The organism is Mucilaginibacter pedocola, from assembly GCF_002013915.1.
Lineage (GTDB): Bacteria > Bacteroidota > Bacteroidia > Sphingobacteriales > Sphingobacteriaceae > Mucilaginibacter > Mucilaginibacter pedocola.
Genome location: NZ_MBTF01000023.1, coordinates 309,488 through 335,921 on the forward strand (window position 1 = coordinate 309,488; position 26,434 = coordinate 335,921).

27 protein-coding genes are annotated in these 26,434 nt (G+C 46.5%); 17 read left to right on the forward strand and 10 right to left on the reverse strand.

Translation table 11 applies throughout. From position 1 onward, the window contains the following. Positions 1–2 precede the first annotated feature (2 nt). Both BC343_RS18945 and BC343_RS18950 read left to right on the forward strand, forming a co-directional pair. Complete coding sequence (locus tag BC343_RS18945; RefSeq protein WP_078349369.1) at positions 3–989, forward strand: FecR domain-containing protein; 987 nt, start codon at positions 3–5, stop codon at positions 987–989. Positions 990–1,007: 18 nt separating this feature from the next. After that, positions 1,008–2,738: a peptidase associated/transthyretin-like domain-containing protein gene (locus BC343_RS18950; protein ID WP_078349370.1), complete on the forward strand. Its 1,731-nt coding sequence runs from the start codon at positions 1,008–1,010 to the stop codon at positions 2,736–2,738. Between the two features lie 211 nt (positions 2,739–2,949). Here BC343_RS18950 and BC343_RS18955 read toward each other — a convergent pair whose 3' ends face one another. From BC343_RS18955 to BC343_RS18975, 5 genes are read right to left on the reverse strand one after another with little or no spacing between them, the layout of a single operon-like run. After that, a complete protein-coding gene (locus BC343_RS18955; RefSeq protein ID WP_078349371.1) occupies positions 2,950–3,969 on the reverse strand; it encodes an asparaginase in 1,020 nt (339 codons plus the stop codon). 29 nt (positions 3,970–3,998) lie between these two features. Next, positions 3,999–4,766 carry a TatD family hydrolase gene (locus BC343_RS18960; protein ID WP_078349372.1) on the reverse strand — a complete coding sequence of 256 codons (768 nt, stop codon included), beginning with the start codon at positions 4,764–4,766 and terminating at the stop codon, positions 3,999–4,001. 47 nt (positions 4,767–4,813) lie between these two features. Beyond that, complete coding sequence (locus BC343_RS18965) at positions 4,814–5,791, reverse strand: FKBP-type peptidyl-prolyl cis-trans isomerase (protein ID WP_143822264.1); 978 nt, start codon at positions 5,789–5,791, stop codon at positions 4,814–4,816. Between the two features lie 50 nt (positions 5,792–5,841). Further along, positions 5,842–6,816, reverse strand: coding sequence for an FKBP-type peptidyl-prolyl cis-trans isomerase (locus BC343_RS18970; protein ID WP_078349374.1), 975 nt, complete (start codon positions 6,814–6,816; stop codon positions 5,842–5,844). 8 nt (positions 6,817–6,824) lie between these two features. Further along, positions 6,825–7,835: a DHH family phosphoesterase gene (locus tag BC343_RS18975; protein ID WP_078349375.1), complete on the reverse strand. Its 1,011-nt coding sequence runs from the start codon at positions 7,833–7,835 to the stop codon at positions 6,825–6,827. A gap of 142 nt (positions 7,836–7,977) precedes the next feature. Between BC343_RS18975 and BC343_RS18980 the strand changes: the two genes are divergently transcribed. Both BC343_RS18980 and BC343_RS30805 read left to right on the forward strand, forming a co-directional pair. Further along, entirely contained in the window at positions 7,978–8,397 is a 420-nt protein-coding gene (locus tag BC343_RS18980) for a nucleoside-diphosphate kinase (protein ID WP_078349376.1), read from the forward strand. Positions 8,398–8,530: 133 nt separating this feature from the next. Further along, on the forward strand, positions 8,531–8,728 hold the full coding sequence (locus tag BC343_RS30805; RefSeq protein ID WP_143822265.1) for a hypothetical protein: 198 nt from the start codon (positions 8,531–8,533) through the stop codon (positions 8,726–8,728). 10 nt (positions 8,729–8,738) lie between these two features. On the opposite strand, the gene BC343_RS18985 is transcribed toward BC343_RS30805, so the two are convergent. The 3 genes from BC343_RS18985 to BC343_RS18995 all read right to left on the reverse strand — a co-directional run bounded on the left by BC343_RS18985 (position 8,739) and on the right by BC343_RS18995 (position 11,601). Then, complete coding sequence (locus BC343_RS18985) at positions 8,739–9,029, reverse strand: DUF721 domain-containing protein (protein ID WP_078349377.1); 291 nt, start codon at positions 9,027–9,029, stop codon at positions 8,739–8,741. After that, on the reverse strand, positions 9,022–10,122 hold the full coding sequence (recF, locus tag BC343_RS18990) for a DNA replication/repair protein RecF (protein ID WP_078349378.1): 1,101 nt from the start codon (positions 10,120–10,122) through the stop codon (positions 9,022–9,024). The genes BC343_RS18985 and recF overlap by 8 nt, the downstream gene beginning before the upstream one ends. 147 nt (positions 10,123–10,269) lie before the next feature. Continuing rightward, positions 10,270–11,601, reverse strand: coding sequence for a pseudouridine synthase (locus BC343_RS18995; protein ID WP_078349379.1), 1,332 nt, complete (start codon positions 11,599–11,601; stop codon positions 10,270–10,272). A 250-nt stretch (positions 11,602–11,851) separates the two neighbouring features. Between BC343_RS18995 and BC343_RS19000 the strand changes: the two genes are divergently transcribed. After that, positions 11,852–12,646 carry a lytic transglycosylase domain-containing protein gene (locus tag BC343_RS19000; protein ID WP_078349380.1) on the forward strand — a complete coding sequence of 265 codons (795 nt, stop codon included), beginning with the start codon at positions 11,852–11,854 and terminating at the stop codon, positions 12,644–12,646. A 345-nt stretch (positions 12,647–12,991) separates the two neighbouring features. Here BC343_RS19000 and BC343_RS19005 read toward each other — a convergent pair whose 3' ends face one another. Together BC343_RS19005 and BC343_RS19010 are read right to left on the reverse strand one after the other, a co-directional pair. Then, positions 12,992–14,290, reverse strand: coding sequence for an esterase-like activity of phytase family protein (locus tag BC343_RS19005; protein WP_078349381.1), 1,299 nt, complete (start codon positions 14,288–14,290; stop codon positions 12,992–12,994). Positions 14,291–14,626: 336 nt separating this feature from the next. Continuing rightward, entirely contained in the window at positions 14,627–15,718 is a 1,092-nt protein-coding gene (locus BC343_RS19010; RefSeq protein ID WP_078349382.1) for an acyltransferase family protein, read from the reverse strand. A gap of 206 nt (positions 15,719–15,924) precedes the next feature. Here BC343_RS19010 and BC343_RS19015 point away from each other — a divergent pair, with 206 nt between their 5' ends. The 12 genes from BC343_RS19015 (at position 15,925) to BC343_RS19075 (ending at position 26,426) form a co-directional block, all read left to right on the forward strand. Next, on the forward strand, positions 15,925–17,355 hold the full coding sequence (locus BC343_RS19015; RefSeq protein ID WP_078349383.1) for an MBOAT family O-acyltransferase: 1,431 nt from the start codon (positions 15,925–15,927) through the stop codon (positions 17,353–17,355). 1 nt (position 17,356) lies between these two features. Then, entirely contained in the window at positions 17,357–18,292 is a 936-nt protein-coding gene (locus BC343_RS19020) for an SGNH/GDSL hydrolase family protein (RefSeq protein ID WP_078349384.1), read from the forward strand. A gap of 16 nt (positions 18,293–18,308) precedes the next feature. Continuing rightward, positions 18,309–20,030, forward strand: coding sequence for an HAD-IIIC family phosphatase (locus BC343_RS19025; protein ID WP_078349385.1), 1,722 nt, complete (start codon positions 18,309–18,311; stop codon positions 20,028–20,030). Positions 20,031–20,036: 6 nt separating this feature from the next. Then, positions 20,037–20,276 carry an acyl carrier protein gene (locus tag BC343_RS19030; protein WP_078349386.1) on the forward strand — a complete coding sequence of 80 codons (240 nt, stop codon included), beginning with the start codon at positions 20,037–20,039 and terminating at the stop codon, positions 20,274–20,276. A 157-nt stretch (positions 20,277–20,433) separates the two neighbouring features. Further along, positions 20,434–21,000 (forward strand): pentapeptide repeat-containing protein, encoded by a 567-nt coding sequence (locus BC343_RS19035; RefSeq protein WP_143822266.1) that lies wholly within the window; start codon positions 20,434–20,436, stop codon positions 20,998–21,000. Between the two features lie 46 nt (positions 21,001–21,046). Next, entirely contained in the window at positions 21,047–21,238 is a 192-nt protein-coding gene (locus BC343_RS19040) for a hypothetical protein (protein WP_078349388.1), read from the forward strand. Between the two features lie 146 nt (positions 21,239–21,384). Then, a complete protein-coding gene (locus BC343_RS19045; RefSeq protein WP_078349389.1) occupies positions 21,385–22,440 on the forward strand; it encodes a type III polyketide synthase in 1,056 nt (351 codons plus the stop codon). 4 nt (positions 22,441–22,444) lie between these two features. Beyond that, complete coding sequence (locus BC343_RS19050; RefSeq protein ID WP_078349390.1) at positions 22,445–22,936, forward strand: isoprenylcysteine carboxyl methyltransferase family protein; 492 nt, start codon at positions 22,445–22,447, stop codon at positions 22,934–22,936. 445 nt (positions 22,937–23,381) lie between these two features. Beyond that, the gene (locus tag BC343_RS19060; RefSeq protein ID WP_078349392.1) at positions 23,382–24,116 is read left to right on the forward strand and encodes a M23 family metallopeptidase; all 735 of its coding nucleotides are present in this window, start codon (positions 23,382–23,384) and stop codon (positions 24,114–24,116) included. Continuing rightward, positions 24,113–24,868 (forward strand): DUF4846 domain-containing protein, encoded by a 756-nt coding sequence (locus BC343_RS19065; protein ID WP_078349393.1) that lies wholly within the window; start codon positions 24,113–24,115, stop codon positions 24,866–24,868. Before BC343_RS19060 ends, BC343_RS19065 begins: the two co-directional genes overlap by 4 nt. Positions 24,869–25,217: 349 nt before the next feature. Beyond that, positions 25,218–25,490, forward strand: coding sequence for a hypothetical protein (locus tag BC343_RS19070; protein WP_078349394.1), 273 nt, complete (start codon positions 25,218–25,220; stop codon positions 25,488–25,490). Between the two features lie 246 nt (positions 25,491–25,736). Beyond that, a complete protein-coding gene (locus BC343_RS19075) occupies positions 25,737–26,426 on the forward strand; it encodes an SIMPL domain-containing protein (RefSeq protein WP_078349395.1) in 690 nt (229 codons plus the stop codon). Positions 26,427–26,434: the final 8 nt, after the last annotated feature.

Here is a 26,434-nt window from a genome sequence, read left to right on the forward strand (position 1 = left end):
GCATGGATAGTAGCAACCCACATATGAACGACGACCTGCTGGTGAAATACCTGGTTGGCGAAGCTACGCCCCAAGAGGCTGCGGATATTGATGCCTGGCTGGCTGCCGATGAGGCCAACGCCGTGCATTACGCTCAGCTTAAAAGAATTTGGGATGAAAGCCTGAAGCTGGCCAATACCAGCACGGTTGATGCCGATGCTGCCTATACGCGCCTGCAATCCTGCATTAAAAATATGCCGGAGGCGGAAGAAGCTGCAATTGTTCCACTTGCATCGAAGAAAACCAATTGGCTGGCCATTGCGGCAGCTGTATTGGTGTTTGTTGTTGCGGGCTATTTTGGGTTGAATTATTTGACTGGTCCGCCAAAAAATATCAGCATAGCCAGTAATAATGGTGTGCTGACCGATACTTTGCCCGATGGCTCGGTAATTACCATGAATGCCATGTCGCGGCTATCGTACCCAGAGAATTTTAAGGGCGATACCCGGCAGGTGAAGCTACAGGGCGAGGCATTTTTTAACGTAAAGCCCGATAAAACAAAACCCTTTATTATTTCGGTGAACGATGTAACCATTAGGGTGGTTGGCACGTCTTTCAATATAAAAAGCAGGAATGGTAAAACCGAAGTGATCGTGGCTACGGGTATTGTAAACGTTGCGCAAAACCACAAAAGCATTAACCTGAACCCGGGCGAAAAAACTGAAGTAGGGGCAGGGCAAGGTGGTTTGGGCAAGCAAAACGTAAAAGGCAAACTGTACAACTACTACGCCACCAAAGAACTGGTGTGCGATCAAACCCCGCTCGATGAACTGGTGCAGGCCTTGAACGCCATTTATGGGTCGAACATTGTTATCGGCAACAAAGCGATAGCCAAACTGCCTATAACCACGGTGTTTAAAGAGCAGCCACTTAACCAGATACTAACGACGGTACAGGAAACCTTCAGAATATCGGTAGAGCGGCAAAACGGGCGCATCATCCTGAAATAATTTTACTACCAAACACCTATGCAATTAAAGCGCTTGCTATTATTGTTTACGGCTTGTGTTATGCTGTCGGCTATCTGTCTGAAGGCTTCGGCACAATCAATGCTTGGCCGCAATATTTCTATCCATATTAACCAAAGGCCGCTGGGTGTGATGCTGAAAACGATGGAGGAGCGGGGTAAATTCTACTTCTCTTACGATAGCCGCTTGCTGAAACCCGATAGCCTGGTAAGCCTTGATGCTGATAACTGGACCATAAAAGAGGTGCTGGACCATTTGCTGATGCGCAAGTTCGAGTACAAAGAAACGCCGGGCTTTATTATTTTACGTTACGCGCCGTTGCAACTAAAGGTACTAAGCGATAGCACCGCTATGCAGGGTGAAGATTTTGTAGTAAGCGGTTTTATTGCCGACGAGCACAGCGGCAAGAAACTCGCCAACGCCAGTGTATACGAACGCAACGTATTGCAAAGCACCCTAACAGATGCCAACGGCTTTTTCGAACTCAGGCTGAAAAACACCGGTATGCAGGTGCAGCTTACCATCAGCAAGGAGTTTTATAAAGATACTACCATTACTTTCCTGAAAGATGTAAATATTACCCGGGTAACCGGCAAAAGCATTTTGTACTACGCCTTGAATGATGACCCCGAGGGGATAGAAACCACTTCGCTGGGTAAGCTGTTCCTCTCTACCCGGCAAAAAATACAGGCTGCCAACCTAAAGGGGCTTATTGCCAATGCGCCTTTCCAGGCATCAGCCATTCCCAATGTAAGCACCCACGGCGAAATGAACGGGCAGATAGTGAACACGGTTTCGCTGAACGCGGTCGGCGGCTATAACGCAGGTGTAGATGGCGCCGAACTGGGCATTATATTTAATTTGGATAAGGGCGATGTGCGCAGTTTCCAATTAGCCGGTGCTTTTAATGTGGTGGGCGGCAACGTAGGCGGTGTGCAAATAGCAGGGCTTTACAACAATGTATTGGGTAGCGTGCACGCGGTACAGGTAGCGCTATTGCACAATAGCGTAAAACGTAATTTGCGCGGTGTGCAGTTAAGCCTTTACAACCATGTGCGCGGCGAAGTAGAAGGTATACAGGTAGCACCCATTGGCAATATTGCCAATAAACGTGTTGATGGTATACAGATGGCAATACTGGGCAATGTAGCCAGCCGCAAGTTTGAGGGCATACAACTGGGCGGACTGTTTAATTATGCAGGTTACCTGCGCGGGCTGCAGATAGGTTTAATAAACATTGCCGACACCTCGCGCGGATTCAGTATAGGGCTCATCAATATTGTGAAGAACGGCTATCATAAAGTTACCCTTGGTGCCAATGAGACGCTGCAGGCTAACCTCACCCTAAAATCGGGCAGTAAAAGTTTTTATACCCTGTACACCGGTGGTGCCAGGCTGAACGAGAATGCAAAGATGTATGGCATGGGGATGGGTTTTGGCACCGTAATGGGCGGCGGGCGCATTACCCTAAACCCCGAAATCAGCAGCCGTTACCTGTACCAGGGTACTTGGCATTGCACCAATTTATTGAACAGGTTGGATGCTAATATCAATATCAGGCTGGCAAAAGGATTGGCACTCATCGGTGGCCCATCGATAAACTTATATTACACCGGGCAGTTTAATGCCGTAAAAGGCTACGCGTTAATGCAGGATTTGCACCCCAAGTTTGATGCTACCAAACGCAGTAACTGGTTTTGGGGCTGGAATGTGGGGCTGAATTTGTTTTGATGGGAAGCTTTCTCATTTCCTTCCTCCCCCCCATGTCATCCCGAACGAGCGGTGGAGGGATTGCGCGCCGGGGCGAGGAGGGAACTTGTACGATATGCAAATCCACAATGCAAAGCGTTCATGCATTTGCGTCGAAGTTTTCTCACCCGCTCGCGCACCTGTCCCCGCTTCAGGGATTCGAAATTACAAGAGGGGGAGGGGCTGGTGGTGCTTACGCCTCCGTCAATTCTCCCCTCAAATCCATCTCCAAACAACGCCTAACTTCCTGCGGGTCGTCTATCTCGCCCAATAGGTACATCATTTTGGTTACTGCTGCCTCAAAGGTCATGTCGAAGCCGCTGGCTACGCCCATATCTTTTAGTTCTTTGCTGGTTTCGTAGCGGCCAAGCTCTACCGTGCCTACTTTACATTGCGATATATCCAATATCACTTTGCCGGCATCAATGGCTTTCTTCAGCAGGTCGATGAACCATTGATCAGTAGTAGTGTTGCCCGCGCCGAAGGTTTCCATTACAATGCCGCGTACATCGGCACCTAAAATGGTTTCTACTACTTTAGGGCTTATGCCGGGGTAAAGTTTTAGTACGGCCACATCGCTCACCAGCTTATTATGCACTTTCAGCGGGCCTTCTCCGGGTTGGCGGATATCGTTGGCACTAAAACGCAAATGCACGCCCGATTCGGCAAGTATTGGATAGTTAGGCGAACGGAAGGCTTCGAATTTTGACGAGTTATATTTAAACGCCCTGTTACCGCGGAAGAGTTTATAATCAAAGTAGATACAAACCTCGGGTACGCGGCTTTTGTCGTTCTTTTTGGCCTTTGCTATTTCAATGGCCGTCATCAGGTTCTCCTTCGCATCGGTACGTACCGCGCTTATGGGTAACTGCGAGCCGGTGAATATTACAGGCTTATCCAAATTCTGCAGCATAAAGCTCAGTGCCGATGCCGTGTAAGCCATGGTATCCGAGCCGTGGAGTATCACATAGCCGTCTACCTCATCGTAATTAGCTTCTATTAAGCCGGCAAGCTCGCTCCAAATTGCAGGGTTCATGTTTGATGAATCGATGATCTGCTCGAAGGAGTGTACCTTGATTTTACAGTTCAGTTTCTCCAGCTCGGGTACGTTATCCATTATCTGTTCAAAGTTAATGGGTACCAAAGTTTTAGATATCGGGTCGGCCATCATGCCTATAGTTCCGCCGGTATATATGATGAGTATTTGGCTCATTGCTCAGGTTCTGCTTTTTAATAAAATAATTACACCCCGAATATTTTTTTAGAATTTTCGGTGGTGGTTGCTGCCACTTCTTCTACAGTAATATGATAGAGTTCCGCAACCTTTTGGGCTATGTACGTTAAATAAGAGCTTTCGTTAGGTTTACCTCGGTACGGAACAGGGGTAAGATACGGAGAATCAGTCTCTAAAACGATATGCTTTAAATCAATTTGAGGTAAAACTTCATCCAGCCCGGCTTTTTTGTAGGTAACAATACCGCCAATGCCAAGGTAAAAGCCCAAGGCAATTACCTTTTGGGCCTGCTCTACCGTGCCGCCAAAACAATGGAATATGCCACGAAGATTTTCGCCCTGCTCCTGCACTAATACCTCGTGCACCTCATCAAAGGCATCGCGGCAGTGTATCACAATGGGCAAACGCAATTGCTTGGCCCATTTTATCTGTAGTTTAAATGCTTGTATTTGTTCCGTCAGGAAGGTTTTATCCCAATACAGGTCAATGCCAATTTCGCCAATGGCATAAATGGGATGCTTGTGCAGGTGGGGCTGCATCAGCGCTAACTGGTGTTCCCAATCCTCTTTTACCGAGCAGGGGTGCAACCCTATCATGGCAAAGCAATTATCGGGGTAAGCGCTTATCATCTCCTGGATAAGCGGGAGCGATGCGGTATCTACGTTGGGCAAAAACAGGCGCTCTACCTTATTATCCAAACACCGCTGCATCAGGGCCTGCCGCTTTGTATCAATAGTTTCGTAATACAAATGCGTATGTGTATCTGTTAACACCATGCTGCAAAAATAAAAAAGCCTCCGTTGCGGGAGGCTTTTTAGGCTTATTAATTTTTCTTTTTAGCTACCGGGCGCTTTTTTACCGGCGTTTTTGCTTTTGTTGCGGCCGCAGGTTTTGGTGCAGCGGCATGTTTACCTACTTTCAGGTCGGCAATTTCTACATCAAAAACCAATGCGCTGTAGGGCTTAATTTCGGCACCCATACCGCGCTCGCCGTAACCAATGGCCGATGGGATAACGAAGGTTGCTTTAGAGCCTTTGTTCATCAGCTGCAGGCCTTCTACCCAACCCGCAATTAAGGGCTGCTCGCCTAATACAAAGCTAAGCGGCTGGTAAGGGCGGCCTTCCTGGTAAACGCCTTCGGCTTTGGCAACCGACTCAATGCTGGTATCAAAAATCTTTTCGTTGGTTAAACGGCCTGCATAATTAACCGCCAGCGAGTCGCCTTTTTGTGCTTTGGGACCAACACCAAACTTGGTTATTACGTACCTTAAGCCCGATGGGGTGGTTTTTAACACCAAATTGTGTTTTTTGATGTAAGCATCAGCATCGGCAACTTCGGCGGCTTTTAGTTTTTCTAAACCGGCGTTACGCTCGGCAATAGCCTCTGCCATGGTTTGTATTTGCAGTATTTTTACGGTACACAAAATATTGCCGCCTTTGGCCAAAAACGCAGGGCGCTGGCTATCGTTACCTTTAAAAATGGTATCAACCGGTACCTTAACAAAGGCGCTATCGCCCACGGCTAATAGTGGTAAAATATCCATCAGATCGCCGGGGTTGCGCGATGGCTGGGCTTGCACTTTTATGGGTTGGCCTATTTTATAACTGCTAAACAGTACCGAATCTTTATCCGTGCGTTGGGTAACATGAAAGGTTACTACATCGGTTTGCTTAATTTTTTCGCCGGTGTTGGGCGTAAATATCTGGTATTGCACGCCTGTAGGCAGGGTTTTAACCTGCGCCTGTGCGCCGGCAGCAAATGCTGCGCAAAATAGGAGGGTATAGATAGATTTTTTCATCATTAAAAAAGCCTTCCGTTTTTGTACGGAAGGCCGGTATAGTTTTTTACAAATTATCTAACAGCAGGTGGTTGTGGCTCTGCTACTTTAGGTGCATTTGGGTTTGCGTGGATAATGTTCACCACTTCTACAGTAAATACGGTAGTTGCAAACGGAGGTATCATTGGCGGCGCGCCCTGTTCGCCCCAGCCCAAAGTAGATGGGATAACCAAGGTAGCTTTAGCACCTTTGTTTAATAACAACATGCCTTCATCCCAGCCTTTTACTACGCGGCCTGCGCCAACTGCAACTTTAATAGGCTCGTAAGTGCGGCGAGGGTCAACAGGTCTTTTTGATTCTGCAGCAGCTTTCTCGGCATCGGCTTTAATGCTGCTATCGAAAATTTTGCCATTTGTTAATTTGCCGGTGTAGTTTACCACAGCAGTGTCGCCATTGATAATGTTAGGGCCCGAACCCGGAGTAGTTATCTGGTAGTTTAAGCCCGATGCGGTAACAGTAGCAGTAATTTTGTTGTCTTCGTTATATTTTTTGATTTTGGCTGGTTCTGCTTTTTGAGCTGCTTCGGCAGTAGTTTTCAAATACTCAGATATACGGCCCTGGAAAACAGCATCGCTAAGATTACCACGAGGAATAACCTTTTCAACTTTTACATTGTAAATAAGGTATTTGCCTTTCATGCCCGGAGGTTTTGGCTGGCCTTTTTTGAATACCGAATCGATATTCATTTTAAAGGTTGCGCTATCGCCTTCGCTAAGCAGGGCAAAGCCGGTAGTGATGTCGCCTTTTTTGCCATCCTTTGGCATAGGAGCCAACACCGGGCGACCCAATTCGTAAGTGCTGTACACTACCGAGTCGCCTTCGGTTTTCAGCACCAGGTTCAGGCTCATAAAATCGCCAGCCTTAATGGTAGGGCCCGATTTGTCGGTGTGTATATCGTATAACAAGCCACCATCGGCCTGCTTAAATCCACCTTTGCAGCTTGCAAGGCCAAGGGCAGCAAGCGCTACAAACATTACGTTTTTTCTCATTTTAGTTTTTACTGTATTAATAGTTTTTTATACTCGGGTAATATCGATTTAAATTTTTCTACCGTGGCCTCAAAGCTTTCGCCCGATTGGCCGCCGGCCGCGTTGCGGTGCCCGCCGCCATTGAAATACTTTTTGCAAATTTCGTTAGCCGGGAACTCTTCTTTACTGCGTAACGATAGTTTTACCATATCCTTACGCTCTACTATAAAAGCGCCAAGTTTTATGCTGGCTATTGATAGGGCATAGTTTACCACGCCTTCGGTATCGCCGGTGTTCACGTCAAACTTCTCCAGGTCGGCTTTATTAACGGCAATTATGGCGGTATTGTATTCGGGCAGTATTTCCAGGCAATTGGCCAGGCAATGCCCTAAAAAGCGCAGGCGGTTTTCTGATGCGCTGTTGTATATCAGCTCGTGTATGCGCCAGTTAACGGCACCACAGTCTATCAGTTCGGCAACTATACGGTGAACATCAGATGTGGTGTTTGGCAGGCGGAACGAACCAGAATCTGTAAGGATACCGGTATACAGGCAGGTGGCCACGTCCTTATTAATATACTCGCGGTGCCCAAGTTCGTTGGCAATAAAGGTGTAAACCAATTGCGCGGTGGCACAGGCATTGATGTTCCAGTAACGGTAATCGTCAAAATCCTGCGGCTCCAGGTGGTGATCTATCATCACCTTATAAGCACTGCTGGCGCCAACCAGTTCGCCCATTTGGTTAATGCGGCTAAGGCTATTAAAATCGAGGCAGAAGATAATATCGGCTTCGGCTATTAAAACGGCAGACGCTTCGGTGTTCTCGGTGTAAATAATTACCTCTTCGTTACCGGGCAGCCAGGCTAAAAAGTCGGGATAATCTGTCGGTGCAATTACCCTGGCGTGGTGCCCCAGTTGTACTAAATAATTGTACAGGCCTAACGACGAACCCATGGCATCGCCATCGGGTTTGTGGTGGGTGGTAATTACTATCTTTTTGGGCTGGGCTAAAAGTTCTGCCAGCGCTGTTAAATCCAACATTAATTCTTAAAACAAGGCGCAAAGCTAATTAAATAAATTAAATACAAACGGCTTATTTAACGCTATTTGCTTTATGTTTCAGCTTAAAAAACCTACTTTTGCGGCAATTTTAATAATCTATTAAGCAGATTAACCCTAAGAAATGAAAACCAACAGAACATTTACAATGATAAAGCCCGATGCGGTAGCAAACGGCCACATCGGCGGTATTTTAGACCACATTACCAAAGCCGGCTTTAAAATAGTTGCTTTGAAATATACTGCCTTAACTCCTGCCAAAGCAGGCGAATTTTATGCTGTACACAGCGAACGCGGCTTTTTTGCTGATTTAGTAGACTTTATGTCATCTGGCCCTATAGTAGCTGCTATTTTAGAGAAAGAAAATGCAGTTGCCGATTTCCGCACCGTAATTGGCGCAACCGATCCTGCTAAAGCAGAGCCGGGCACAATCCGTAACCTGTTTGCCAAGTCTATCGAAGCAAACGCAGTACACGGTTCAGATTCTGATGAGAACGCCGAAATTGAAGGTAACTTCTTCTTCTCGGCTTTCGAAAGGTATTAATAGCCAGTAGTATAAAAAAGGCGCAATTGAAAAATTGCGCCTTTTTTATTTGGATTTGCTTTGTTTCGTATAATATTTGTTTTTAACTTTACGTTGTAATCCCAATTACATACCAGTTAAAAAATTATAGTTCGTGAAAGCCCTGTTCAAATACGTAGTATACTCTGTGGTCATCGTGACTATTCTGTTAATATCGTTAGATATTTTCAGGTATCATCCCGAAGCGCAGTTTGCGTTTATTTTCCCGGGGATATTTTTACTGGCTTTTTCGCACATTATGGACGATGCCCTGCGCGGAATCACTTCGCGTATCCGTCTCGGGCGCCAGTAGTATTCAAATACTACAGAAATACTATATCAACCACCAGTTCGGTTTTAGCATCCTCGTTTATTTTGGTGATTATTTGGCTGCGCATCAGCACCAGCTCGTTTTTTATTACCGATGACTCGATGCGCAGGAAGAGTTTCTTATCCCTGATGAATAATTCCTTGGTGCGGTTAGCTACCGATTTGCCCACCAGCTCGGGCCAGGCAGCCACTACATGTGTCTCATCGTACCGGCGTTTAATTTTATAAACGTTCAGCATTTGCTCAATGGCATCTTTAAGCGATTTGTCGTTGGTTTTACGCATCAATAGTTCCCTCCGCTACTTTAAATAATTTTACATCTACGTTTATCGCCTCAAATATTTGCTGCACCCGGCTCAGGCTGGTATCGGTTATCAGCACCTGCCCAAAATCGTTATTGCTCACCATTTGCATTAGTTTGGTTACGCGCCCGTCGTCAAGCTTGTCAAAAATATCATCTAACAGCAGCAAAGGCTTAAACGCCTTCTTTTGAGTGAGGAAGGTGTACTGAGCCAGCTTCAGCGCTATCAGGAAAGATTTTTGCTGCCCCTGCGAGCCAAACTTTTTCATAGGCATGCCATGGATATTAAATTGCAGGTCATCCTTATGGATGCCGCTGCCGGTGCGCTCTAATGCACGGTCACGCCCTATGTTCTTCTTCAGCAAGTCGGTAAGGCTATCGTTCAATAATTGCGATTCGTAAGCCAGTTCTACCTGCTCGGCACCGTTGCTAATGAAGCTGTAATGCGCATTGAAGATGGGGGTAAAGCTTTCCATAAAATCGCGGCGTTTTTCGAATATGCGCGTGCCGGATGCTGCCAACTGTTCGTCCAGCACATCCAGCAGTTCCGGGTCGAACCTGCCGGTGTCTGCCATCATCTTCAGCATGGCGTTGCGGTTGGTAAGCACTTTGTTATAGGCTATCAGCTCGTCCAGGTAGCGGTTATCGGTTTGCGATATTACGTTATCAATAAACTTGCGTCGCTCTTCGCTGCCTTCTATAATAATGCTGATATCGTAAGGCGATATCATTACCAGCGGTAGCAGCCCAATATGGTCGGCAAGGCGGGTATAATCTTTTTTATTGCGTTTGAATTGCTTTTTCTGGTTCCGCTTTACACCGCAGGCCACCACTTCCTTATCACCGTTTTTCTCGAAGATGCCGTTTATCATAAAAAAATCGGCACCCTGTTTTATCTGCTGGCTATCTATAGGGTTAAAGTAACTTTTGCAGAGGCTGAGGTAGTGCACGGCATCAAGCAAATTGGTTTTGCCGGCCCCATTATTACCCACAAAAGCATTCACCCCGGGGCTGAGGGTAAGCTCGGCTTCGGTATAGTTTTTAAAATTTAAAAAGGAAAGCTGCTGCAGGTGCATGGGATGGCAAATTTACGCATTTAGTTTATTGGTTCATTAGTTCATTTGTTGATTGGCGTTAACAACTATCAACAAAAAAGGCAGCCTTAAAGCCGCCTTTCCATATTCTGTAAATTCTAAAAATTCGTTTAATTCGAGTTTTAGAAATTATACGAGCTGTATTAAATGCTTCAATTGCACCACCTCTTTTTCATCAAGATACCTCCAGCGGCCGCGCGGAAGGTCCTTTTTAGTAAGGTTGGCGTATATCGAACGGTCGAGCTTTACCACTTCGTAGCCCAGGCTTTCGAAAATACGGCGTACAATGCGGTTTTTGCCGCTGTGTATTTGTATGCCAATTTCGCGCTTGGTGCCACCGGTTACGTACGATACGCTGTCGGGTTTTATAAAGCCGTCTTCCAGCTCTAAACCAAACTGTATCTTGTTCAGGTCGCCCTGGGTGAGCGATTTGCTCAACTCTACGTTATATAATTTGGTAATGTTGTTGCGCGGGTGCGATAGTTTGTCGGCCAGGTCGCCATCGTTGGTCATCAATAGCAAACCGGTGGTATTACGGTCGAGGCGGCCAACCGGGTAAATACGTTCGCGGCTGGCTTTTTCTACCAGGTGCATTACCGTGCGGCGCTCTTGCGGGTCGTCGGTAGTGGTAATGTAGTCTTTTGGTTTATTCAGCAATACGTACACCATCTTCTCGCGTTTAAGCGGTTCATTGTTGTAGCGTACTTCGTCTTTATAAGGGTCAACCTTGTGGCCAAGCTCGCTTATAACTACACCATTTACCGATACCACGCCTGCGGTTATTAGCTCATCGGCCTTGCGGCGGCTGCATATGCCGGCGTTAGCAATGTAGCGGTTAAGGCGTATAAGCCCGTCATCCTTAGCTTTTGGGGCAGCGGCGTTTTTACGGCCACGCATGGTGCGTGCAGGGGCGTCGCCTTGCGGGCGCTCGCGGTCGAATTTTTTATAGCCCGATGTGGTGTTGGCAAAATCTTTTTTACCGGTTGTGTTTTTTGCATCACGGTTAAAGGGTTTGCGGTCGCCATCGGGGCGGTTGCCAAAGGGTTTATCTTTAGCAAAGGGTTTGTCTTTAGAGAAAGGTTTTTTGAACGATGCCGGGCCTAAACCGCTGCGCTCTTCGTTATCAAACCTGCGTTGCGGGCGTTCGCCATCGGGGCGGCCGCTGTATGGGCGGCCTTTTGGTACAAATGCCTTTTTATCGCCACCGCCAAAAGCAGAGCCTGATGAAGTGCCGCGTTTTGGCCTTTCGTTGTCAGAATCGGAATTTTTGTATGGTTTTGAGTTCGATGATGTCCTCCTGTCGGCACTGTAGTTGTTACCGCTATCGGCACCACGGGTGCCATAAGGGCTGCGTGATGATGAAGATGAGGGGCGTTTTGGTGCACCTTCGCCGCTGTTTGAGCGGGCTGATGATTTGTTTGGCCTGTCGTCGCGACCGCCGGTTGGCTTCTTGTATACCATGTTATTTTTAGTTTGCGCTTTCGCAGCGTGAGAGGGTCAAAATTACGAAAATTTGCGAGATTTTAAGCCAAAAAAATAAAAAACCGCAAGGCCTTAAAAACGTTGTTTAAAGTGGTTTAAACGCCGATTTTGAACCGCTTCGGAAATCGGTCGGCACACTAATCCGTGGCTAAATGGTTGACAATGTGATTTATATAGCGTACCTTTGCCGCACATCATACCAAATGTTTAATTAACGAGTAATTTAGAAATGGGTAAAAAACACTTAATTACGTGCTCCGTAATGGTGGTGCTGGCAATCATTTCCAGGCTTGACATCTTCGGTACAACACCGGCAAATCCTGCAAAAACTTCGCCAAAAACAAATGCCTATGCTGCTTCATCGCTGGTATTTTACAAAGTGGCCGAAGAAGAGGCCGAAGCCGGCTTTAGTTTTGCAAACGAAGCGATCCCCGTAAACGACAAACGGGTGAATCTTAAACTTAAAAAATCTATCTCAAAGAACAGGTTTAAAAACGTACAGTCGAACATCCTGCACAGCAAGGCCGACAAGCTTTTCCCTATCATCGAACCAATACTTAAAGCTTACGGCATCCCCGAAGATTTTAAGTTTGTGCCTTTGGTAGAGAGCGGGCTTAAAGAAGGTACCTCGCCAAAAGGCGCACGCGGCGTATGGCAGTTTATGCCGGGCACCGCACGCACTTATGGGCTAAAGGTTAACAAGGCTGTAGATGAACGCCTTAACCTGCGCAAATCAACCATTGCGGCCTGCAAGTACATTAAAGAATTGTACGGCGAATTTAACAGCTGGACGCTTGCCGCCGCAGCTTACAACAACGGAAGCATTAAACTTTCGCGCGCTATAAACAGGCAAAATGAGGACAACTATTTCCGCATGAACCTTAATCGCGAAACCGGCAGTTATGTGTACAAACTAATTGCCATGAAAGAGATTATTACCAAGCCGCGCAAATACGGCTACAGCAACTATTACGGCTATCTTTTAAAGCCAAACAGCGTGCCATATTTAATGGCAGCAAATTAATATTAGTAATTCCTTAAAAAATTACGGAGCACATTAAAAAGCCATCCCTAACCGGGGTGGCTTTTTTTATGTGCAGATGTGCAACGGATGTGTAGATGTGCAAATTTCAGATGTGCAGATGAAAGTTTATAAACTATGTCATCCCGAAAGAGCAGCGTAGGGATGTGTGGAGGGGGCGAGGAGGGAACTTGTACGATATGCAAAGGCACAATGCAAAGCGGTAATTTATTTAAATAACACGAGCCGCTCTTTTTAAGGGCGGCTCGTGTTATTTAACGCAATGGCGGCGTAGCGGTTAAGCAGGTATGTGCAACTGCCTTGCTAATCCGCTACTTGCCATTTTTATTACAGCGTTATTTTTTTGAAGTATAAGCGGTTATGGTCTACTGTTCCGCTTGATGGCAATAGTTTTTGTGCGAAGCTGCTGGCACCATTATCAACAACGCCAAAATCGTCGTCGTTAGATATTACCAGTATGTTGCCAGGCTGCAGGGCAATACCTTCGGCTTTATCGTGCGGGTAAACAGTTGGCAGGTCTTTTAACAAATCAAGCACCAATGTTTTTGTAACCGGGACAATGCCTGCGCCCGAAATACCGGCTGCATTAGCCAGTTCTTCAGGGGTTTTACCACCAAATAGTTTGCCGGTAGCACTGTTGGCCGGGTCAGATACATCGGTAGCGCCGCTAATATCTATCTTGAATATTTTTTTGAAAGTGGCTGGTGTGGTTGGCGCGCCGCCATACAGGCCATCGCGCTCGATGGTAAGAAACTGGGTTGCACTAACGGCAAGTATCTCGCTGCAGCCTGTAAGGCTTGCATCGTCCATCAAGTAAATGTATTGTTTGGTAGCACCGCTGGCAATATCAAAAGTAAGTATACGCAATACCACAGAGCCAGTAGCCGAAGCTTTAACCGGGTTATACATAGGCGACTGCATTATGCCTACCAATGTTTTGCCATCGGGCGTAATGGTTAGGCCTTCCATACCGCGGTTGGGGCGGCGTTTTGCAAATACCAATGGCAGCGTACGATTGCCGGTACCGGTTCCGAAAGGGTTGATACGCTCTATGGTTTTACCTGTAGCATCAAAGTGCACAATATGTGGGCCATATTCGTCGCTCACCCAAAACGAACCATCAGCGGCGCGTACAAGGCCTTCCGAGTCGAGGCCATCGGCGCTTGGCGCAATGGTGGCACCGCTCAGGTCGTAGGGTATTTCGCCGGTAGCACCTGCGCCCGCTGGGTTTGGTAAGCCGTTAAGGTTAGCGCCGGCGGCATTTTTTAGGTTGATGGTAGATTCCAGCACCAGTTTGCCATCCTTCAGCCTGAATTTGCCAATGGCGGGTGTAAAATCGGGTTTACCAATGATGATGGAGTTGGCCACAGTACCGGCAACGTTGGGCCCGCGGTCGGTAAGCAGGTAAAACACGGCCGGGTCGGTTGGGTCAGCAGCAACGGCCGAGCCGAAGCCGCCGTTATAAACTTTTACGCCCGCGGCGGTGGTCATCAGCAGCGCAGGATCGCTGGCCTCGGCCATATCGGGATATACAATGGGTTGGTCAACAACCACTTTTTCGGATTTCTTGCAAGCATTAAAGCTTAGGGCGCCAAGGGCAAGCAGGGCCAGTACAGGTTTTTTCATCACGTGCGGAATTATTGTTTAAAGTTGACCGCAAATGAAATGTTACCATGTATCCATAATGTTAACCTAACGATAAATGTTAAGGATAATGCGCAGGTGTGTAAAAATGTGCAGATTTCAGATTTCAAATGTGCAGATGAAAATAATAGCGCAAATTACCACTATGCCGTCCCGAACGAGCGGCGTAGCGAAATGCGATGGGTGCGAGGAGGGGACTTGTACGGTGTGCAAAGTGTATGAACCATGATTTTCCTGATTTGAGGATTCTCTGATGCGTACGGCAATAACCTGCCATTATCTCGCCGTCATTGCCTTACGTTTTTAACTCACCAAGAGCTATTCTCTTTCCTTCACCAAATCAGGCCGTTTATACCTTGCCACTATCGCATCCCTAACGGGTTTCTCCACCAGTAAATGAGCCAGGCTCGCCAAAACAATTATTGCCAGCACAAGGCCTGCCAATGCGGGTGCGGTTTTTACCTCAATAATATAACGCGTATAAAAAACATAAACCGGGTACTGCAAAATATACATGGCGTAACTGGCTTCGCCCAAAAATAGGAATGGCTTGCTACTGAATACTTTAGTTTCGGCCTTGCTGAAACCTGTAATGGCCATAATGAATATAAAGTAGGCAGGCGCCAGTACGCCGCCTTTTAAAAGCCATGAGCCATGCGGTAGGTAATATTTAGCGGCTAAAATAATAGCCGATGATGCCAGGAAGGCCACAATATTTAATGCCTTTGTTTTAAAAAATGGCCTGTCGCTTTTCAGGAAGTATTGGCCCGCCAGCATACCGAACATAAATACGCTGATCAACAAAATGGGGTTAAGGTATATCCCGCCAACTATTTTAGAAGCGATACCCGTCAATGGCGATTTGAGCAGCCCAGCCAATTGTTGGGTTATCAGCAGCGATACTATAAAATAAACCCACACCAATATGCCAAAACCACGCGCATTGCGGCGCAGGTAATAAGCCAGTAGGGGGAACAGCAGGTAGAAAAACACCTCGCAGGAAACCGACCAGCCCGGGTAGTTGAACGAGCCTGCATAAAGCCAACGCTGTATGCCCGCCATCTCGAAAGGCATGCGCATTAATACCGTAGCGGTATCTATCCGTTTAATTACGAAGTGGAAGAATAGCAGCAAAAAAATGGCCAGCAGGTACAGGGGGTAAATACGTGCCACACGTTTAATATAGAATGTTTTAAGCGGGAAAGTGGCCTGGCCGCTCGTAAAGAATCTACTGTTGGAAACAGTAAGCACAAAACCCGAAATAAAAAAGAAAAGGTTTACCGCCTCGCCGCCGTTTTTGATGATGAAGCCAATATGTTCCCCCACGCCCGGCGGGCTGTAGTGAAACAATATAACCACCAGCGCCGCCACAAACCTGACTATATATAAGGTATCGGTATTTCTTTCCATGCTTGCTGCGCCTAAAATAGGGGATTTTAGTGAATAGTGAGTGGTTGATTAAGTGAGTAGTGGTTGCCGGGCAGCGGGTAATCAATAAGGGGGCAGCTCTAAACTACTCACCACCCACTTAATCAACCACTCTCCAAATACCCATTCTCCAATTTTTTTCCTATCTTCGTTTGCCCAAGCCCCCGGTCATAACATTTCGGTTTATCATGCTGTTTAATTCGCTGCATTTTGTTGCTTTCTTCCTTATTGTTACACCGCTGTACTTTATTCTTCCGCATAAATTCCGTTGGGTATTGCTGCTGATAGCCAGCTGCTATTTCTACATGACTTTTATCCCCATCTACATCCTGATATTGGTTTTCACCATTATAGTAGATTATTTTGCTGGGATACTTATCGAAAAATCCGAAGGGCGCGAGCGGAAGCTTTACCTCACCATATCGCTGGTGGCCAATATTGGGGTGCTTGCCTTTTTTAAATACTTCAACTTTTTAAACGAGAACCTTACCTTGCTGATGAGCGAGATAGGTTTGCGTAACGCTATACCTTATTTATCTATCGTATTGCCTGTCGGGCTTAGTTTCCACACTTTCCAGGCCATGAGTTATACCATTGAGGTATATCGGGGCAACCAGGCGGCAGAAAGGCATTTCGGTATTTACTCGCTTTACGTAATGTTTTACCCGCAGCTGGTAGCAGGTCCAATAGAGCGGCCGCAGAACCTGTTGCACCAGTTTTACGAGAAACACCCGCTCACTTATGAAAACTTCTCTGCAGGTTTCAAGATGATATTGTGGGGTTTTTTCCAAAAGCTGGTGGTGGCTGATAGGCTCTCGATATTCGTATCGGCCGTGTACCAAAACCCGGGCGCGTACAGCTCGTCGATGCTGCTGGTAGCCATACTGTTCTTCGCCTTTCAGATATATGCCGACTTTGCAGGTTACTCTAATATCGCTCTCGGCACGGCGCGCATCATGGGCTACAAACTCATGACCAACTTTAACACGCCTTTCTTCGCTACCAGCGTTACCGAATACTGGCGCCGCTGGCATATATCGCTCAACACCTGGTTTAACGATTATTTGTTTACCCCCATTATGGTGGCTAACCGCGATTGGGGTAAGGTAGCCGTAATATTCGCGCTGATGATAACCTTCGGGCTAAGCGGGCTTTGGCATGGTGCCGGGTGGACGTATATCATGTACGGCCTGCTACACGGTGTGGCGGTGAGCTATGAGTTCCTGACCAAGAAATTCCGCAAGAAATTATCTAAAGCCATGCCAACCACCTTATATAATGGTTTGAGCATGCTTATTGTGTTCACCTACGTGTGCCTTACCTGGGTATTTTTTAGGGCGCAAACCTGGCACGATGCCATTACCGTTTACAAAGGTTTGTTCGCTTTTAAGGGCAGCTTTTTTGTATTCGATAATAACCTGGGGGTGATACTATACTCGCTGGCGGGGATAGGTATTTTGCTGGCGCACGATGTTAGCGCACATCTTAACCATGGCAAAAGTTATTTCTTTCACCATAAGTCGGCCGCGGTGCGTATGGCTACCTATTGCTTTATTTTGGTAACCATTGTGCTTATCGGCGTGTTCGACGGCGGGCAGTTTATCTACTTTAAATTTTAATATGGCGGCAGATCACAAACTCATCCTGAAACGATTTGCCATACTGATAGTATGCATGTTTCTGCTCGATTGGGGCATAGGTGCTGTATTAAAGCATTTCTACTTCACCAAAAAAAGCGGTGCCGATTACCGCACCAATTACGTTATCAATTCGGTAAAAAGTGATGTGCTGATATTTGGCTCCTCAAAAGCGGTTTACCATTACGATGCCAAGATCATCTGCGATAGCCTCAAGCTTTCGGTGTATAATGCCGGTCGTGACCTGAGTTATATTTACTACCATTACGCCCTGCTGGAAAGTGCTCTGAGACGCTATACACCCAAACTGGTAGTGCTGGACACACGCGCGAACGAGTTCTTCCAATTCCGCTTTAACGAAGACCGCGACCGCTTGAACGTGCTGCTGCCCTTTTACGATTCGCACCCCGAGCTGCAGCCCATCATTCAATTGCGTGGCGAGTATGAGAAGTATAAGCTGCTATCGAAAATGTACCCCTACAATTCGCTGGTGCTGAACGAACTGGTGGAACTTCTTCCGCTGGAACGTTATAAAAAAGACGATTCGCAAAACGGCTACATTGCCAAATATGGCAGCTGGAAAAAGCCAAAAGAAGATTATACCGTACGCGATGCTGTTGATACTACCGCCGCCGGTTATTACAAAAAGTTTGTGGAGCTGTGCAAGGCTAAAAATGTGCCGCTGGTGGTAGTGTATTCGCCCATTTACCAGAATATTAACCCCGCCGCTAACCGCAACGTGCAATACGTAATGCAGCTTTGCGAAAAAAACAATGTGCCCGTTTGGAACTACCTTACCGATAGCACCTTTAATAACCCGGCCTATTACTTTGATGCCCTGCACCTTAACCGCCAGGGTTCGGCGCTATACAGCAGCATAATAGGGGGCAAGTTGAAGCAATACCTCAATAACAAATAAAGCGTATTATTGCAGCATGAAGGATTTTGCCGCCCTTAAACGCAACCTCAAAAAAGATGCATCGGCATTAAAGGCCATAAAAGTTGCCCTGCTGGGCGATACTGCCACCCAGTTTTTGGCCAAGGCCATACAAGGCGCAGGCTACGAGTTCGGCTATAACTTGCAACTATGGGAAGCCGATTTTAACCAGGTAGAGCGCCAGGTGTTCGATCCATCTTCGGAGTTGCACGAGTACGGTGCGGAAATCATAGTCATCTTTCAATCGGCACATAAGCTGCTGGGCAAATACAATAAGTTTAAAGGAAATGCCGCCAACTTTGCCGCGGAGGAACTGAACGGCGTTAAAGCCCTGTACGATACCCTTGCATCGGTAAACCCTAAGGCAAAGGTTATTTATTACAACTACACCGAAATAGACGATAACGTGTTCGGCAACTTTGCTAATAAAACCGCATTATCGTTTTTATTCCAGTTGCGCAAGCTGAACGTTTTGTTGATGGAGTTTGCGGCTGAGGTGCCCAACTTTCACATCTGCGATATTTCGTCGGTACAAAACGCGGTTGGTAAGTCCGTAATGTTTCAGCCATCGGTATACATCAATTCCGAAATGGTGCTGAGCATTGAGGTGCTGCCGGAGGTTGCTTACAAAACGCTTCATATTATCGCAGCTTTACAGGGCAGGTTCAACAAATGCGTTATACTCGATCTGGATAATACCACCTGGGGAGGCATTATTGGCGATGATGGCTTGGAGAATATCCAGATAGGCGCTTTAGGCATCGGCAAAGCATTCTCCGAGTTTCAGTATTGGGTAAAAAAACTGAAGAACCGCGGCATTATTGTAGCCGTGTGCAGCAAGAATACCGAAAGCATTGCCATGGAACCCTTCGAGAAGCACCCCGACATGGTGCTGAAGATGGATGACATTGCCGTGTTTGTGGCCAATTGGGAAAACAAAGTAGATAATATCCGCAAGATACAGGGCATCCTCAATATCGGGTTCGATTCGATGGTTTTCCTGGATGATAACCCCTTTGAGCGTAATATGGTGCGCGAGGGCATTCCGCAACTTACCGTGCCCGAACTGCCTGAGGATCCGGCCGAGTATTTGGAATACCTGTACACGCTCAACCTATTCGAAACGGTATCTTTCACCGAGGATGATGCTGCCCGTACCAAGCAATACCAGGTAGAAGCGCAGCGTGCAACGCTGTTCGAGAAATTTGCCAACGAGGACGATTTTCTGCAGAACCTGGATATGGTGAGCGTGGTGGAGCCTTTCACCAAATTCAATACGCCACGTGTGGCGCAACTATCGCAACGCAGCAACCAGTTCAACCTTCGCACAGTAAGGTATACCGAGGCAGACCTGGAAGCACTTGCCGCATCGCCGGAGTATTTTACCTTTTCGTTCACGCTGGAGGATAAATTCGGGAACAACGGCCTGATATGCGTTATTATATTAAAGCAGCAAAGCGCGGATACCCTGTTTATTGATACCTGGCTGATGAGCTGCCGTGTGCTGAAACGCGGTATGGAAAACTTCACCTTGAATACCCTTGCCAATTTTGCGCAGGAAAAAGGCTACAAATATTTAAAAGGCGAGTATATTGCCACCGTAAAAAATGGCATGGTGGCCGAGCATTACAGCAAACTGGGCTTTGAGCCCAACGACGGCTTTTGGCTGCTGGACCTTGCCGAATACCAAAACAAAAAGAGTTTCATCCATAAAAAATAAACACCCGTGGAAAGACAACAAATTATAGCACAGTTAAACGAAGTTTTTCGCGATACGCTTGATAACGACGACATCAACCTAACCGATACCACTATTGCAAAAGATGTGGAGGATTGGGATTCGCTGAACCACATCCAGTTGGTGGTTGCTATCGAAAAGAAATTTAAGATACGTTTTACCGCTAAAGAGATACATAGCTGGGAAAATGTAGGGCAATTGGTGGATAGCCTGGCCGGGAAACTTTAACACGATCTAAGGATTTAGCGATTTACACGACGCGTGTTTTGGCTTCGTGCTAATCTTTGTCGCCCTGCAACTCTTACGGGAGGGAAAACTTTAATCCGGCCCCGGGATTCAACGATTAACACGATGCTTGTTTAGCTTCGTACTTACCTTTGCTGCCATGCAACTCTTACAGGAAGACCAAACATTTACCAAACTTTCCGCTGCCGAACTTACATCCGCACAAACCTACGAACATTGTAAGTTTGTGGCTTGCAACTTCGCGAATGCTAACCTTGACGGGTTGGTGTTTATTGATTGCGCGTTTGAAGATTGTAACCTGTTGTTGATAAGCGTTGGCAGCACCGGCTTTCAGAATGTTACCTTTAAACATTGCAAACTCAGCGGCGTAAATTTTGGCAAAGCCCGCGATTTTTTGTTCGAAGTGAATTTTGAAGGCTGTATTTTGGATAATGCTGTCTTCTACAAAAAGAAGAACAAGAAAGGCCGCTTCGCTGATTGCTCGATGATAGAAACCGACCTCACCGAGGCCGACCTTACCGAAGCCAAATTCATTAATTGCAACCTGCATCGCGCATTCTTCAGCCGCACTATATTAAAAGGTGCCGACCTGCGCTCGTCGTACAATTTCTCTATAGACCCGGATGATAACATCGTTAAGAAGGCACATTTCTCATTGCATGGCTTACCGGGACTATTGGCAAAGTATGATATAAAAGTGGAGTAGGATAATCCCGTTTTGTAAACAAATTGCTTAAATTTGTTTTAAGCGTATGGATAACATCCTTTTAAAATATAGCCTTTTAGATAATGCCTCAAAGAAGGAGGTCGATACCTTAATGGACCAACTTTTGGCTAAACAAGAAGAAGGAAATTCTCGTCAGGCGCATTCCGCTTACAAAAAGAGGATTTTAGAAGTGTCCATCTGGACTGAAGATGATGTACAGGCCATCGGCATGAGCTAAACGACACTTCAAGCAACCAATTCTCCAACCTCCCCGTACCCTTTAAACCGGTGTAACACTTCATCCGTAAGTATTACTGTAGAGGGGATTCGCCGCCCCGAAACAATTTAAGCCGCGTTGTTATTACTATATCAAACCCCATACGCATGCCATCTGTTGCTTCTGTATCAGCTATAAAACTCCCTTATAAAATACATCAACAGGATGTAAAGGCCCAAGCACATGCGTTATTTGCCGAACATTTTGCCGGGGCCGAACGCCTGATGCCTGCGTTTGACAATACAGAAATTGATACCCGTAACTTTTGTAAGCCTATCAGCTACTATGCCGAGCCGAACACTTTTGAGCAACGCAATAAAGATTATATTGAAAATGCCCTGCAATATTCTGTCAGGGCAATTGAAGATGCGCTGGAGAAGGCAGGCCTTGCGAAAGGGGATATTACCGACCTGGTATTTGTATCCACCACGGGGCTGGCAACGCCAAGTATAGATGCACTCATTATCAATAAAATGCGGCTAAATCCCCACATTAACCGCCTGCCCGTTTGGGGATTGGGCTGCGGTGGCGGGGTTGCAGGCGTGGCGAAAGCTAACGCACTGGCAACGGCCAACCCTAATGCGGTGGTGGTACTGGTTGCCGTGGAGCTTTGCTCGCTCACCCTCATTAAAACAGATTACAGCAAAAGCAATTTTATAGGCAGCAGTTTGTTTAGCGACGGCATTGCCGCAGTTATTATAAAAGGCGATAACCATCAACCAAAAACGGGAATTAAAATAGTAGCCAATAGCAGCAAGTTATATTACGATTCGTTGGATATTATGGGTTGGGATTTTAACGATGATGGCTTTAAGGTGCTTTTCTCTAAGGATATCCCAACGTTCATTCGCCAAAATATAGGGTCGGATATCGATGCGTTCTTGTCGGCGCATAACCTGCAGCTGAGCGATATTAGAAACTTCATCTTCCATCCCGGGGGTAAAAAAGTGCTGGATGCTTATATGGATTCGCTGCAACTGACAGATGATGCTTTGCAAAACACCCGGCAAGTGATGAAAGATAACGGCAACATGAGCAGCGCCACTGTGTTGTATGTGTTGGAGAAGTTTTTAGAAGAAGGGTATCGGGATGGCTACGGGTTGATGCTGGCCATGGGTCCCGGCTTCAGCAGCGAAATGGTTTTATTAGATATGAAAAACTAAGCCGATGTATTTTATACTTTTTATAGCCTTTGTAATAGCCCAGCGCCTGCTGGAACTGGTGATTGCCAAACGCAACGAGGCTTGGGCACGCCAACAAGGGGCTGCAGAATTTGGCGAGGCGCATTACCCATTTATAGTAGCGCTGCACACGCTTTTCATCATTAGTATGATAGCGGAATACTTTGCTCTCGGCGGCGAATTTAGCTTCGCTATGCTCATCGTTTTTCTGCTGCTCATCAGCCTAAAAATATGGACCATTGGCTCGCTCGGGAAATATTGGAACACCAAAATACTGCGCATCCCCAATTCGGCGTTCATCAAAAAAGGGCCTTACAAATGGTTCAAGCACCCTAATTATTTCATCGTTATCTGCGAGATCGTAGTCATCCCGCTGGTGTTCCATCTTTATGCAACCGCCATAGTGTTTAGTTTGTTGAATGCGGTAATGTTGGTGGTAAGGATACGGGAAGAGGAGAGGGTGTGGGGGGAACCATGATTTTTCGTAGGTTAATTGTTTCTCATAGGCACTCAAGAGGGCTTCGCCGTTCGCTTGATTTGTGGATTCTCCGATACTTGGTATTTAGTTTCAGGGACATTTTTTAGAACGTCAGCAGGGAAGCTTTGGGCGAAAGCGGGCAGAACGTATTGGACTGGTGGGCGGGATGGGCATAGGGAATGTTTGCTGAAGCGAAGGGCAGGAGCGGCGAAGCAAGGGGCAAATTTTCCCAGCCCGTGGTTCTGTCCGGTTTGCAGCGGAAAAGCCCGTGCGGCAAGAGGCATTTCTGCTGAAAGCACTTTTTGGTTACTTTTTGGTGCCTCAAAAAGTAACAAGCCCCTCGCGGCGAATGAGCGAGCGGATGTTTTTAGTTAAATATAAAGTATTATAAAAGAACCACAGCCTTACGCCAATCCCCGGTTTCGTCCTAACTTTGATCACCACTATGAAATACACCTTCCTCGCTGTAACCCTCACTTTATTTTCAGCAACCGCTTTCGCCCAAGCCGATACCGGCATGTACAAAAACTTCAACACCTTTAATAATGAGGTATTGAAAGGCCATATTAAAAAAGCAGAAGCACAAAAAACTATAGCCTGGTTCGTTAAACAGGTAAATGCCGACTATACCTCCCATTCCTCTGCCACACCCAATACACAATGGGTATTCCCGCTGCAAGGCTATAACTATCGTGCTGCCGGCGGTACCAATGGTAATGGCTATTTTGATAAGGGCTTTAATTATATGGATGGGAATAAACACGGTGCACACCCGGCGCATGATATTTTCATCAGCGATAATAACCAGGACTGTATCGACGATAAAACCCGCCAGCCCGTAAACGTACTGGCCATAACCGATGGTATTGTGATAGCCTGCACCAACGAATGGGATGCCGCCAGCGATATGCGCGGCGGACGGTACATTTGGATATACCATCCGGCATCGGGCAAGCAGCAGGGCTTCTTTTCATACTATGCCCACAACCGCGCCATATTTGTGCAGCCGGGAGCTTATGTTAAACAAGGGCAAAAAATAGCCGAAGTAGGCCGCACAGGGTTGAACGCCTACAAAAAACGCTCGCCAACGCACCTGCATTTCTCTACTTTTAAACTGGTTGATAATATCCCCGTGCCCTTCAATAGCTTTACACAACTCAAAACCGCCTTATCTAAATGAAACACCTTGTCGCCCTTGCCTTAATAACATGCCTGGGTTTTACTCCGGCAGATAAAGTGTCTACGCGTTTTAAAGCGCCGGATGGATATAAACTTGTTTCGGCAGCGCCGGGTAGTTTTGGTGCTTATTTGCAAAACCTGCCGCTGTTGCCGGTCGGCACACATACCAAAACCTACAAAGGCAGTATAGCCGCAACAGACCAATACACCGCCGCCGTAGTCGACATGAGCATTGGCAAGCAGGACCTACAGCAATGTGCCGATGCCGTAATGCGCCTTAGCGCCGAATACCTCTACCAAAAGCAGGACTACAAAGCCATCAGCTTTAACTTCACCAGCGGCTTTAAATGCGATTTTGTGCACTATGCCAACGGCTACCGCTACAGCAACGGGAGGTGGGTGCTCAAAGGGAAAAAGGACTATAGTTACGAAAATTTTATGCGCTACCTCACGCTGGTATTCAGCTATGCCGGTACGCTCTCGCTCGAGAAAGAATTAAAGCCCGTTACCGATGCCAATAGCCTGCAAGCCGGGGATGTATTCATAAAAGGCGGCTCGCCGGGGCATTGCTTTATTGTGGTTGGCGTTGCGGAAAATGTTGCCCACAAAAAGATCTTCCTGCTGGCTCAGAGTTTTATGCCTGCCCAAAATATTCAGGTGATTCAAAATGGCAGCCCATGGTTTACGCCCGGCCAGCCAGCCAATATCCCTTACGGCGAACTGGTAGATAAACGATACTTGCGGAGGTTTTGAGGTTAGTTAATTAGAGGTTGGAGGGCGGAGGTTAATTGATTGACTGTCGCGGAACTTAACGGTCTTATTAATAAATTCGTAACCTTTGATTAATTTAAAATTCCGTCAATGGAAAATTTATTAACCAAAGAATAAAATCTTTAGCGCTGATTTTCAGCCACTTTTGGCTTTTGTAGCGTTAACTATACACTACTTATTAGGTAGAGATTAACATTTTACCTATCTTGCTATCAGCAAAAAAGCTTGTTCTTACCATCATCTACAAACAAAACAATAGTTTTTGATCGAATTTGCGCCAAAACGGGCACGGCTATTGCCTTACCTGCACTAACTGAAAGAAATTTTAACTATGAAAGACTTACTTGCCGATTCGCTTCATATATTCATCATCATCATGATAGCCGCCTTTATAATAGGCGGAATACTGGCCCTAACAGGCACTTTTGACCATTGGGGCTCGCGCTACGTGCTGAAGAGGCGCCGCAAACGTTTAATGCGTAACCGCCGATCAGAAATACGTAAAACCAACGCCACGCAGGAGGTACCCAATACCAAACCCTACTATGCACCACGGCCCGAACGCAACACCAACCCTAACGGTTATAACAGCCGCTATGCTTAAAGTGTGAAAAAATAGAAAAATATTCAGCCTCCGTAAGGGGGCTTTTTTGTGCCCGATATTTTTCTTCGCCGGCGTGTTGTAGCTTGTAGCAGAGTGTTTTCTGCAGATGCTTCTGAAAAACTTAAAACCCGGCGCTTGGGTTTGGGTTATACCAATGGCCAAGGGCCAATGCATTATGCTTGTTACATTTTAAACCTTGGCCGCGTAAACCTATCTACATAACAAATAATAATTACACAGCACAACATGAAAAAGTTAATATTAACAGCCCTTATCGCCGTATCGGCATTTACAGCATCGCAAGCGCAATCGGTAGACCTGCGCCGCAAAATAGAAGTTACCGGCGTGGCCGAACAAGAAGTTACCCCCGATATTATCAACGTAACCATTACCCTGAAAGAATACTTGGACGGTAAAAAGAAAACCACCATAACCGACCTGGAGAAACAATTGGAAAAAGCAGTTGCCGAAGCCGGCATAGCTAAGGAAGACTTCACGGTGAACGGCCTCTCGTCATGGAACTACGCTACCGAGAAAAAGAAGAATCCCGACTTTTTGGCGAGCAAAAGCTATGGCATCAAATTCCGCGATCTGAACAAATTTAACCAGATCATCAGCAAACTGGATGCAAAGGGCATACAGGCAACCAACATCGATAGCTACGATTATTCAAAACTCAACTCGCTGAAAAACGACCTGAAGCTAAAAGCCCTTTTGGCCGCACGCGATAAGGCCGCATTTTTAGTGGCCGGCCTTGGCGATAAACTGGGCAGCGCCATTAATATCGTAGAGAACGATAACAGCAGCTTCCCTTCGCCACGTAATGTAATGTACATGTCTAAGGCTGCCATGGCCGATGTTGCACCCGAAAGTGACATTGATGTGCGCAAAATAAAGCTGAGCTTTACCATCAACGCCGTATTCGAAATAAAATAACGTTTTAG

What these genes read in the sequence shown, in the direction of transcription:
- BC343_RS18945 (WP_078349369.1), top strand. Translation starts at nt 3, where the DNA reads ATGGATAGTAGCAACCCACATATGAACGACGACCTGCTGGTGAAATAC.
- BC343_RS18950 (WP_078349370.1), top strand. Translation starts at nt 1,008, where the DNA reads ATGCAATTAAAGCGCTTGCTATTATTGTTTACGGCTTGTGTTATGCTG.
- BC343_RS18955 (WP_078349371.1), bottom strand. Translation starts at nt 3,969, where the DNA reads ATGAGCCAAATACTCATCATATATACCGGCGGAACTATAGGCATGATG.
- BC343_RS18960 (WP_078349372.1), bottom strand. Translation starts at nt 4,766, where the DNA reads ATGGTGTTAACAGATACACATACGCATTTGTATTACGAAACTATTGAT.
- BC343_RS18965 (WP_143822264.1), bottom strand. Translation starts at nt 5,791, where the DNA reads ATGATGAAAAAATCTATCTATACCCTCCTATTTTGCGCAGCATTTGCT.
- BC343_RS18970 (WP_078349374.1), bottom strand. Translation starts at nt 6,816, where the DNA reads ATGAGAAAAAACGTAATGTTTGTAGCGCTTGCTGCCCTTGGCCTTGCA.
- BC343_RS18975 (WP_078349375.1), bottom strand. Translation starts at nt 7,835, where the DNA reads ATGTTGGATTTAACAGCGCTGGCAGAACTTTTAGCCCAGCCCAAAAAG.
- BC343_RS18980 (WP_078349376.1), top strand. Translation starts at nt 7,978, where the DNA reads ATGAAAACCAACAGAACATTTACAATGATAAAGCCCGATGCGGTAGCA.
- BC343_RS18985 (WP_078349377.1), bottom strand. Translation starts at nt 9,029, where the DNA reads ATGCGTAAAACCAACGACAAATCGCTTAAAGATGCCATTGAGCAAATG.
- recF (WP_078349378.1), bottom strand. Translation starts at nt 10,122, where the DNA reads ATGCACCTGCAGCAGCTTTCCTTTTTAAATTTTAAAAACTATACCGAA.
- BC343_RS18995 (WP_078349379.1), bottom strand. Translation starts at nt 11,601, where the DNA reads ATGGTATACAAGAAGCCAACCGGCGGTCGCGACGACAGGCCAAACAAA.
- BC343_RS19000 (WP_078349380.1), top strand. Translation starts at nt 11,852, where the DNA reads ATGGGTAAAAAACACTTAATTACGTGCTCCGTAATGGTGGTGCTGGCA.
- BC343_RS19005 (WP_078349381.1), bottom strand. Translation starts at nt 14,290, where the DNA reads ATGAAAAAACCTGTACTGGCCCTGCTTGCCCTTGGCGCCCTAAGCTTT.
- BC343_RS19010 (WP_078349382.1), bottom strand. Translation starts at nt 15,718, where the DNA reads ATGGAAAGAAATACCGATACCTTATATATAGTCAGGTTTGTGGCGGCG.
- BC343_RS19015 (WP_078349383.1), top strand. Translation starts at nt 15,925, where the DNA reads ATGCTGTTTAATTCGCTGCATTTTGTTGCTTTCTTCCTTATTGTTACA.
- BC343_RS19020 (WP_078349384.1), top strand. Translation starts at nt 17,357, where the DNA reads ATGGCGGCAGATCACAAACTCATCCTGAAACGATTTGCCATACTGATA.
- BC343_RS19025 (WP_078349385.1), top strand. Translation starts at nt 18,309, where the DNA reads ATGAAGGATTTTGCCGCCCTTAAACGCAACCTCAAAAAAGATGCATCG.
- BC343_RS19035 (WP_143822266.1), top strand. Translation starts at nt 20,434, where the DNA reads ATGCAACTCTTACAGGAAGACCAAACATTTACCAAACTTTCCGCTGCC.
- BC343_RS19040 (WP_078349388.1), top strand. Translation starts at nt 21,047, where the DNA reads ATGGATAACATCCTTTTAAAATATAGCCTTTTAGATAATGCCTCAAAG.
- BC343_RS19045 (WP_078349389.1), top strand. Translation starts at nt 21,385, where the DNA reads ATGCCATCTGTTGCTTCTGTATCAGCTATAAAACTCCCTTATAAAATA.
- BC343_RS19050 (WP_078349390.1), top strand. Translation starts at nt 22,445, where the DNA reads ATGTATTTTATACTTTTTATAGCCTTTGTAATAGCCCAGCGCCTGCTG.
- BC343_RS19060 (WP_078349392.1), top strand. Translation starts at nt 23,382, where the DNA reads ATGAAATACACCTTCCTCGCTGTAACCCTCACTTTATTTTCAGCAACC.
- BC343_RS19065 (WP_078349393.1), top strand. Translation starts at nt 24,113, where the DNA reads ATGAAACACCTTGTCGCCCTTGCCTTAATAACATGCCTGGGTTTTACT.
- BC343_RS19070 (WP_078349394.1), top strand. Translation starts at nt 25,218, where the DNA reads ATGAAAGACTTACTTGCCGATTCGCTTCATATATTCATCATCATCATG.
- BC343_RS19075 (WP_078349395.1), top strand. Translation starts at nt 25,737, where the DNA reads ATGAAAAAGTTAATATTAACAGCCCTTATCGCCGTATCGGCATTTACA.